The following is an 8,744-nucleotide window of genomic DNA, read 5'->3' on the forward strand; positions in this document are numbered from 1 at the left end:
GGAATGGGGAATGGGGAGTGGGGAGTTAGAAGTTAGGAGTTAGAAATTCTCATAACTCATCATTCATAACTCATAACTCTTCACTCTTAACTCATAACTCTATTTCCGGTCTTCGGGATTAGCAGCAACCGCTGGATCGGGTTCTGCTCTTAATACTGAGTTTGGACCGCCAGACAAGATGGGATTGGGATCAGACAAAGGTACACCTTCTTTAGCGTTTTCCAAACCGTAGTCGTAGGGGCCTGTAGCCAGTACTGGAGTTTGATCAAAATTCTCGATCGCAGGTGGTGATGTCGTCATCCATTCTAAGGTCAATGCTCTCCAGGGATTATTACCAGCTTTCTCACCGTATAACCAACTCCAAATGGCATTGATGATGAAGGGGAATGTCGAAACTGCTAGTATGTAAGCGCCATAAGTGCAGATTTCGTTGAGAAAGGTAAATTTGGGGTCATACTGGGCGATACGGCGGTTCATGCCCATTAATCCCAGCTTGTGCATTGGTAAGAAGGTCATATTTAGACCCACAATTGTTAAGGCAAAGTGAACCTTGCCCCAAAATTCGTTTACCATCCGTCCCGTCATTTTCGGGAACCAGTGGTAAATCGCCGCATAAATGCCGAGAACACTACCACCAAACAGGACGTAGTGCAAGTGTGCCACCACAAAATAGGTGTCGTGAACGTGAATGTCAAAGGGCACTGCTGCCAACATCACGCCACTGATCCCACCGATTACAAAGGTGCCAACAAAGCCGATGGCGAACAGCATGGCAGTGTTAAGCCGGATTTTCCCACCCCACATTGTTGCTAACCAGCTGAAAATTTTAATTCCCGTGGGTACGGCAATGATCATAGTGGTGATCATAAAGAACATCCGCAACCAACCGGGGATACCACTGGTAAACATGTGGTGCGCCCAAACAATTAGCCCCAAAAAGCTAATGGCAAGAGACGAATAAGCGATCGCTTTATAGCCAAAAATCGGCTTGCGGGAATGCACGGGGATAATTTCTGAAATTGCGCCAAAGAAGGGCAAAATCATGATGTAAACGGCTGGGTGGGAGTAAAACCAGAACATGTGCTGGTACACAACTGGGTCGCCACCGCCAGTCGGGTTAAAAAATGTCGTTCCTGCCAATAAGTCAAAAGCCAGCAGAATTAGACCAGCTGCTAGCACTGGTGTAGATACCAGAGTCAGTGCCGAGGTAGCAAACATCGCCCAGCAAAACAAGGGCATTTGGTGAACCCCCATACCGGGGATACGCATCTTGAGCAATGTGACGAGGAAATTGATTGCCCCTAGAATCGATGACGTACCTAGTAAAAGGACGCTCATAATCCAAATTCCCTCACCTACTTGACCTGTTACCAAGCTCAAGGGAGGGTAGGAAGTCCAACCCGCATCCGGTGCATCGCCTACCACTAAACTAGCGATCAACAATAAACCCGCAGGGGGAATCATCCAAAAGGCAACAGCATTCAAGCGCGGAAATGCCATATCCTTTGCCCCAATCATCAAAGGAATCAGGAAGTTAGCAAAACCCGCACCAGCTGGCACGATCCACAAGAAAATCATGATCGTGGCGTGCAGCGTAAATAAGCTGTTGTAGACTTCAGGGGTGACGAAATCGACTTCTGGGGTTCGCAGTTCTGTACGAACCAAGTCAGCCATTACGCCACCGATACAGTAAAAAATGAATGTCGTGACTAGGTATTGAATCCCAATCACCTTATGGTCGGTGTTGAAACTAAAGTAGTCTTGCCATTTTCTGATCCCTGGCTCCTCAAGAAGAGCAGGGGCGTTGGCAGTTTCTTGCAACTGAGCTTGGGTCATAGTCGTTAGTTATCTTTTGTCATTTGTCAGTTGTCCTTTGTCCTTTGTCATTTGTCATTTATTTAGACCAATGACCAATGACTAATGACCAATGACCAATGACTAATGGTGAACTTGATGGAGGATTTCTGGCTTAATTCCCATGTCCTTGGTATAAGGAGCGAGAAATTCATTTGGGGATAGATCAGCAGGGTTAACAGCAACGGCTTGATTTAGTGTTTCTTTGCTAGCAACTAGCTGTTCTTGCACCCATTTGTCAAAGGCTTCTTCTGGCTCAACGACTACTGTTGCTCTCATTGCACCGTGGTAGGGGCCACAAAGTTCAGCACAGATTAGGGTATAATCTCCTGCCTTTTTGGGTGTGAAGCGAATCTCACTTTGTCTACCAGGGATTGCATCTTGTTTCAGACGGAACTCTGGCACCCAAAAGGCATGGATGACATCGTTGGCTGTCATATTGATTTCCACTTCTCGCCCGATAGGGACGTGCATTTCACCTGTAGTTATACCAGTTTCAGGATAAGTGAAAAGCCAGGCATATTGTAGACCCGTGACGTTGACTTGTAATCCTGCTGGTTTGCCTGCTTTATCAGGAGTTCCCCCAATTGTCGGAGCAACAATACCTACACCTGGAGCATTCCGCTTTTGGGGAATTTGGTCAGCATTACGAACTTCTGCGGTAGCTGGATCTTGCATTGCCTCATCAGATTTTTCTTGATTGAGGTTGGGTTCGGTGCTGGGAGGAGTATCATTTAAAGTCGCCGCCATCGCACTTCCAGGTATTGCCATTGACTCCTGATTCATCATCGGCGCTTCATGAATAGCATGGGGATCAAAGCCACCGATTTCGTTGTAGACATCAAAGCTGTAAACAGAAATACCGATAACGATAATTGCTGGGATCGCCGTCCAGAGAATTTCTAGAGGTACATTGCCCTCAACTGGTGGGCCGTCTTCATTGTCACCTGCACGCCGACGGTATTTAAATGCAGAGTAAATTAAAATACCTTCTACGAGCAGGAATATACCTGTAGAAATGATCATCATCGCGTTGAATAGACCATCCACTAATACGGCTTCATCCGTTGCTGCTGCTGGCAACAGACCGTGATTTTGACCGTACCAAAGGCTGACTAGCGTTAGCACGATGCCAATCAGTAATGTCCAGATTGAACTTGGAATCTTCACGGCTTACTTAATTGAATTTACTACGTTATCTTAAAGCTGCTCACTTACTAAGGTAGTCTAGGCTGTCAGACATGGGGGACAAAGGTCTGAAATTTTTATTAATTTTTTTGGCTATTTCATTAATTTTGAGTATGAGTTTACTATCATACAACGCCAAAAATAGATGTGAATCAGGGAAAAAATTTAAGGAAAAATTTAGAATGTTTAATAATTGTGATTGATCAAATTTTTCACATCTTGAAAAATACCTAAAGCTTCAGGCAAAACCTTTCTGGAGTGATTCAAAGTATAAGTGAGTGCTAATCTATAAACCCTTAGGCTATACGCTAGGGTGGAGATGGGACACTAAAAGAAAATTGAAAATTTTAAGAGATCCACCAAGAGCGGGCAGAAGGTATCCTTCATGAGCGAATTTGTCCTACAACAACAAAATGAAGCGGCGCTTCAGCAGCAAAAACCCAAGGAAATGATTCGTCGCTTGGTGTGGAAAATATGCATAGCCACCTTAATTTTGATGGCAATAGGCAGCGCCACCCGCGTTATGAATGCTGGACTTGCTTGCCCAGACTGGCCTTTATGCTATGGCGAATTGGTACCAGCCAAGCAAATGAATCTCCAAGTGTTTTTGGAGTGGTTCCACAGATTGGATGCAGCTTTAATTGGTGTAAGCGCGATCGCCCTCTTTGGTTTGTCCTGGTGGCATCGTCGTTTCTTACCCAGATGGCTGCCTTGGGCATCCACATTCGCCCTGTTTTTAATCGTCTTCCAAGGCATATTGGGGGGACTCACCGTTACCGAACTGTTGCGGTTTGATATCGTTACCGCCCATTTAGGAACGGCGCTGTTATTTTTTAGCACCCTCCTGATTATCGGCACAGCACTCACACCCTATCAGGGAAATGGAACCGTTGGTAAATTGCCTTGGGTCGGTTTAACTGCCGCTATTCTGGTTTACCTGCAAAGTCTGCTAGGTGCTTTGGTAGGCTCTCGCTGGGCGCTACACCAATGCCTCGGCGGTTCTCAACTTTGTACTGTAATGTACAGCCATATTGCTGGTTTGGTGCCGCCAACAGTGGCAACCTTGGCAATGGTATTTATCTGTTGGCGGACACCAGCACTACATCCAGCCTTGCGGCGACTGGCAAATATGGCTGGTGCGTTGTTAACCTTACAAATCTTGTTGGGATTCGCCACTTTCAAATTACATCTCCAAGTCGAGCCTCTCACCGTTTCTCACCAAGCTATAGGAGCTGCTTTGCTAGGTACTTTGGTGGCTTTCACAGTTCTGGCACTACGTGACTCAGTGAGTGCTGAGTCACGTTAGCGGATAGCTAGGGTTTAGCCCGTGCTGAGTGCTGAGTAGGGAATGGGGAAGATGAGAAAGCAGGGGAAGAATTCCTAATTACTGTAGAGACGCGATTAATCGCGTCTCTACTCCTAACTCAGCATTCAGCACTCAGCACTGATCATGCGACCCACGTAGGTGCAGAAAATCTGTGTTTAATTTGCCTGAAAGAGCCACCTTGAGCCGGGGCTGCATATAAGTTGTTGAAAAATAAGGAACCAGAGCCAAAATGATTGAGACTAATGTCTCTCGCCACCACCAAACATTTTTACAGGTAATTCAAAGTTACTACCAGCTAACGAAGCCTCGGATTATTCCGTTGCTTTTGATTACCACGGCTGGGAGTATGTGGATTGCTGCTAAGGGAGAAGTAGACCCATTGCTGTTGCTAGTAACTCTCACTGGTGGCACAATGGCAGCTGCAAGCGCCCAGACGATTAACTGTGTCTATGACCGGGATATTGATTATGATATGGAGCGGACGCGCCATCGTCCGATGCCATCCGGTAAGGTTCAGCCGCGTGATGCTCTAATTTTTGCGATCGCACTGGCGACGATTTCCTTTACACTCCTAGCAGTATTTGCCAATCTGTTAGCCGCCCTGCTAGCCTTCTCTGGTATCGTCTTTTATATTTTGGTTTATACCCACTGGCTAAAACGCCACAGCACCCAGAATATCGTCATTGGTGGGGCTGCTGGGGCAATTCCGGCGTTAGTGGGTTGGGCTGCTGTGACAGGCACTTTAAGCTGGTCAGCATGGTTAATTTTTGCCATCGTCTTTTTGTGGACACCACCCCATTTCTGGGCTTTAGCTTTGATGATTCGGGATGATTACGCAAAGGTGGGGATACCAATGCTACCTGTGATTGAAGGTGATACGGCAACAGTAAAGCAGATTTGGTATTATACGCTGATCACTGTAGTTGCAACCCTGTTATTGGTTTATCCTTTGGGCGCGAGTGGAATTCTTTATGCTGCGATCGCTGTAATTCTGGGAGGATTATTTATCCACAAATCTTGGCGTTTGTTGCAAAATCCAGAGGATCGCGCTGTAGCTAAAGAGTTGTTTCTCTTTTCCATCTCCTACATGATGCTGTTGTGTTTGGGGATGGTAGTTGATAGTCTTCCTGTTACCCATAATCTAATTAGTGCGGTGAGTAATCATCTGCATTTTATTGCATAGGGGATGGAAAATTTAGCGATCGCGTTGGGAAATTGGCGCGATCGCATTTTTGGAAATTAAAAAATATACATAATAATTAGAATTTGGCGGATTTGCGATTAAAAGTAAAATTTCAGTCATAGGCAAATTGATCAAAAAGCTAAATGTTGACAAATTACATTCGTACAGCAATGCACAAAGCAACCTACGAGTTGCTTGAGGATGGAACTTTTTATAGCGAAATTCCAGAGTGTCAGGGAGTGTGGGCAAACGCTGCAACATTAGAAGCTTGCCTAAAGGATTTACAAGATACTCTTGAAGGATGGATTGTACTAGGATTGCGTTTGGGTCATACTCTACCGATACTCGATGGTGTTGGGGACTTCCAAATAAAACAATTCAACGAGAAATACAATTTCAGTCATAGCGAATCTTTCCATAAATACTAGATTTTAAAGCCCACACTCTTCACATCGTAGTAAAATCAAACTCACTACTAAGGTCATCCCAGTAATTCTAAAACATGGTAAATGACCTTTTGGAGCTTTTATAGAGAAGATCAGGTCATCAAACCATACAGGAGACATTTCTTCAAATAAATCTATAAAAAAAAATAATTTTTGTCTTCCCATTTTAAAACGCAACCATCCTACTTCAGAGGCAAAACTACACCAAGCTTCCGAATCTGGCTCCTTGCTTCCCCCCATATTTTGCCAGATTTGCTTTTGTACATTGAAACCGAAGTGCCCCTTGCTATATTTATCCTAAAGGTAGTTAATAGCAAAAAGGTCTTCACAAGAAAATTTTTCGATATCTTCCAAATACAGAGAACCTTGTTTTTCTCTATCAGCTATTTTAAGCATGATATCGAAAGTTTCTTCATTAGCATCTTGCCATCTGCCAGAAGCTAGTAGCTCATTAAGTCTAGGAAAAGTTGCTGTTACCGCCGCATTTAAATTATGATTGGTCGAACTTTGATAGTTTGGTTGACTAGCTGTAGTAGTTTTTATATATTTTCCATATCTTGATTTAGAAGATGGAGAACTGACAGCATTAATAGTTTTTATTACTTCCTCAGATGATTGATAGCGTTCCTTCACATAATCCTGAATTAACTTATCTAAAACTTGCCCCAAATCAAGAGTAATACTTTTACCTTTTGGTAAGTATTTTCTCCAAATCCAGCAACCCCTGAGTGCATCATAAAGTTCATCAGAACCATCTGCTTTTGGTAAACATTGAGTTAATAAGCGAATACAAGTTACGCCTAAACTATAAAGGTCACTTGCAGGGAAAAATTGACCACGCATTTGCTCTAATGGTGTATATCCAGGCGTTCCTACTGTTGTGCCAACACCTACAAAAGTTTTTGTAATTTGTTTAGAAACACCAAAATCAATTAATATTAACTTGCCATCCAGACGGCGCATGATATTTTCTGGCTTGATGTCTCGGTGAATTACACCGTGTTCATGGATAAATTTCAGGATAGGCAATAAATCAGTTAAAAGCTGTTTTATCTTTTCTTCGCTAAAGGTTCCCTGCTGCTGCAATTCTTGTAATAAATTCTGCCCCTGAATCAACTCTTGTACCAAATAAAGCCGCTTATCCTGTTCAAAATAAGCAATCAGGCGGGGAATTTGCGGGTGTTCTCCCAAGTCATACAGTCGCTTCGCTTCTTGCTGAAATAACTCCGTAGCTTTCTCCAGTGCAGCCGTTCCTTCAAATTGAGGGACAAATTGCTTAATTACGCAAGGTTCATTTATTCTATCTGCATCCCTAGCTTCATAAGTTTTGCTAAATCCACCCTCACCCAAAATTCGTATTACTTGGAAACGGTTTCTGAATAATGGTGTGAGTGTTTGTCCACACTTAATGCAAAACTTATTGTCATCAGGGTTAAAGGGATTTGAACAACTGGAATTAGAACAGTAAAGCATATTTGGGAATATATCAGCAGATCGTGTCTATGTTCAGTTTTCCCAAATTCTGCTTACTGGGTTTCACGAGTCTTGATATTTTTGAGCAGATTTACTTCTAGTGGCGGCTACAGTCTCAAGTTACTTTTGCTAGCGTAGTGATATAGAGTTTATCGCTCCCCAGTAAGCGCCTGGAAGCAAAAGGATTAATATGGCTCATTTAAATCAGCGTCGTCCCCAAAATGTCAACGGCGATTTTTATGTAGATACTACCTGTATTGATTGTGATACCTGTCGCTGGATGGCTCCTGAAGTATTTTATGATGTAGATGACCAATCGGCTGTTTATCATCAACCATTGAATGAGGCGGAAAGATTAGCAGCACTGGAAGCACTTTTATCTTGTCCTACTAGTTCTATTGGCACAGTTGATAAACCAAAAGATATCAAAGTAGCTCAAGAAAAGTTTCCAATATTAGTAGCGGAAAATGTTTACCACTGCGGCTATCATTCTGAAAAATCTTACGGTGCTGCTAGCTATTTAATTCAGCTTCCAGAAGGTAATATTTTGGTGGATTCTCCCCGGTTTACGCCGCCTTTAGTCAAGCGTTTAGAAGAACTCGGGCCAATTCGTTATATGTACCTAACTCATAAGGATGATGTGGCAGATCATCAAAAGTTTGCCGAGCATTTTCAGTGCGATCGCATCCTCCATGCTGATGATATTACTGCGGATACTCGCAATGTAGAAATACAGCTAACTGGTTCTGAACCATTTACTTTGACTCCAGATTTATTAATTATCCCAGTTCCCGGCCACACCAAAGGACAAACCGTTCTACTTTATAAAAATAAGTTTCTGTTCACTGGCGACCATCTCGCTTGGTCAGAAAGCTTGCACCAATTAGCTGCATTCCGCGATTTCTGTTGGTATTCTTGGTCAGAACAGACTAAATCAATGCGTAACTTGGCTAATTATTCTTTTGAGTGGGTGCTACCAGGTCATGGGCGAAGGTTTCATGCTAATAAAGAAACCATGCGCCAGCAGATGCACAAGTGTATTGAATTAATGGAGTCTTTGGATTGACATTAGATAACTGACTTTTCTCACACGATATGGAAAAACCTAACTCCCTAACCCCCTAACCGACGCTCTAAGGGGAAAATTCAAAGTCTCTCTCCTTTTAGGCTACTGTGTACACACAAGTATGACCTGTATAGGTTTCAACTCTTTTAGTAGTTTCGTAGGGTGCGTTATGGACACGCCAAAATAACAAATGAGTTCGCCGAAATA

6 protein-coding genes and 1 pseudogene are annotated in these 8,744 nt (G+C 43.4%); 4 read left to right on the forward strand and 3 right to left on the reverse strand.

Annotated features, from left to right (window positions below; genetic code table 11):
• Window positions 1-99: 99 nt before the first annotated feature.
• Both ctaD and ACFE90_RS32800 read right to left on the reverse strand, forming a co-directional pair.
• The gene (gene ctaD / locus ACFE90_RS32795; protein ID WP_375506484.1) at window positions 100-1,836 is read right to left on the reverse strand and encodes a cytochrome c oxidase subunit I; all 1,737 of its coding nucleotides are present in this window, start codon (window positions 1,834-1,836) and stop codon (window positions 100-102) included.
• Window positions 1,837-1,938: 102 nt separating this feature from the next.
• Window positions 1,939-3,024, reverse strand: coding sequence for a cytochrome c oxidase subunit II (locus tag ACFE90_RS32800; RefSeq protein WP_375506485.1), 1,086 nt, complete (start codon window positions 3,022-3,024; stop codon window positions 1,939-1,941).
• Between the two features lie 403 nt (window positions 3,025-3,427).
• On the opposite strand from ACFE90_RS32800, the gene ACFE90_RS32805 reads away from it, so the two are divergent.
• From ACFE90_RS32805 to ACFE90_RS32815, 3 genes are all read left to right on the forward strand, one after another.
• A complete protein-coding gene (locus tag ACFE90_RS32805; protein ID WP_375506486.1) occupies window positions 3,428-4,348 on the forward strand; it encodes a heme A synthase in 921 nt (306 codons plus the stop codon).
• A gap of 250 nt (window positions 4,349-4,598) precedes the next feature.
• Window positions 4,599-5,552, forward strand: coding sequence for a heme o synthase (locus ACFE90_RS32810; RefSeq protein WP_375506487.1), 954 nt, complete (start codon window positions 4,599-4,601; stop codon window positions 5,550-5,552).
• A gap of 143 nt (window positions 5,553-5,695) precedes the next feature.
• Window positions 5,696-5,980, forward strand: coding sequence for a type II toxin-antitoxin system HicB family antitoxin (locus ACFE90_RS32815; RefSeq protein WP_375506488.1), 285 nt, complete (start codon window positions 5,696-5,698; stop codon window positions 5,978-5,980).
• 3 nt (window positions 5,981-5,983) lie between these two features.
• Here ACFE90_RS32815 and ACFE90_RS32820 read toward each other — a convergent pair.
• Window positions 5,984-7,471: pseudogene (locus tag ACFE90_RS32820) on the reverse strand (GUN4 domain-containing protein).
• Window positions 7,472-7,661: 190 nt separating this feature from the next.
• Between ACFE90_RS32820 and ACFE90_RS32825 the strand changes: the two are divergent.
• The gene (locus tag ACFE90_RS32825; RefSeq protein WP_375506489.1) at window positions 7,662-8,537 is read left to right on the forward strand and encodes an MBL fold metallo-hydrolase; all 876 of its coding nucleotides are present in this window, start codon (window positions 7,662-7,664) and stop codon (window positions 8,535-8,537) included.
• Window positions 8,538-8,744 lie beyond the last annotated feature (207 nt).

The organism is uncultured Nostoc sp., from assembly GCF_964245445.1.
In the GTDB taxonomy this organism is placed as follows: Bacteria; Cyanobacteriota; Cyanobacteriia; order Cyanobacteriales; family Nostocaceae; genus Nostoc.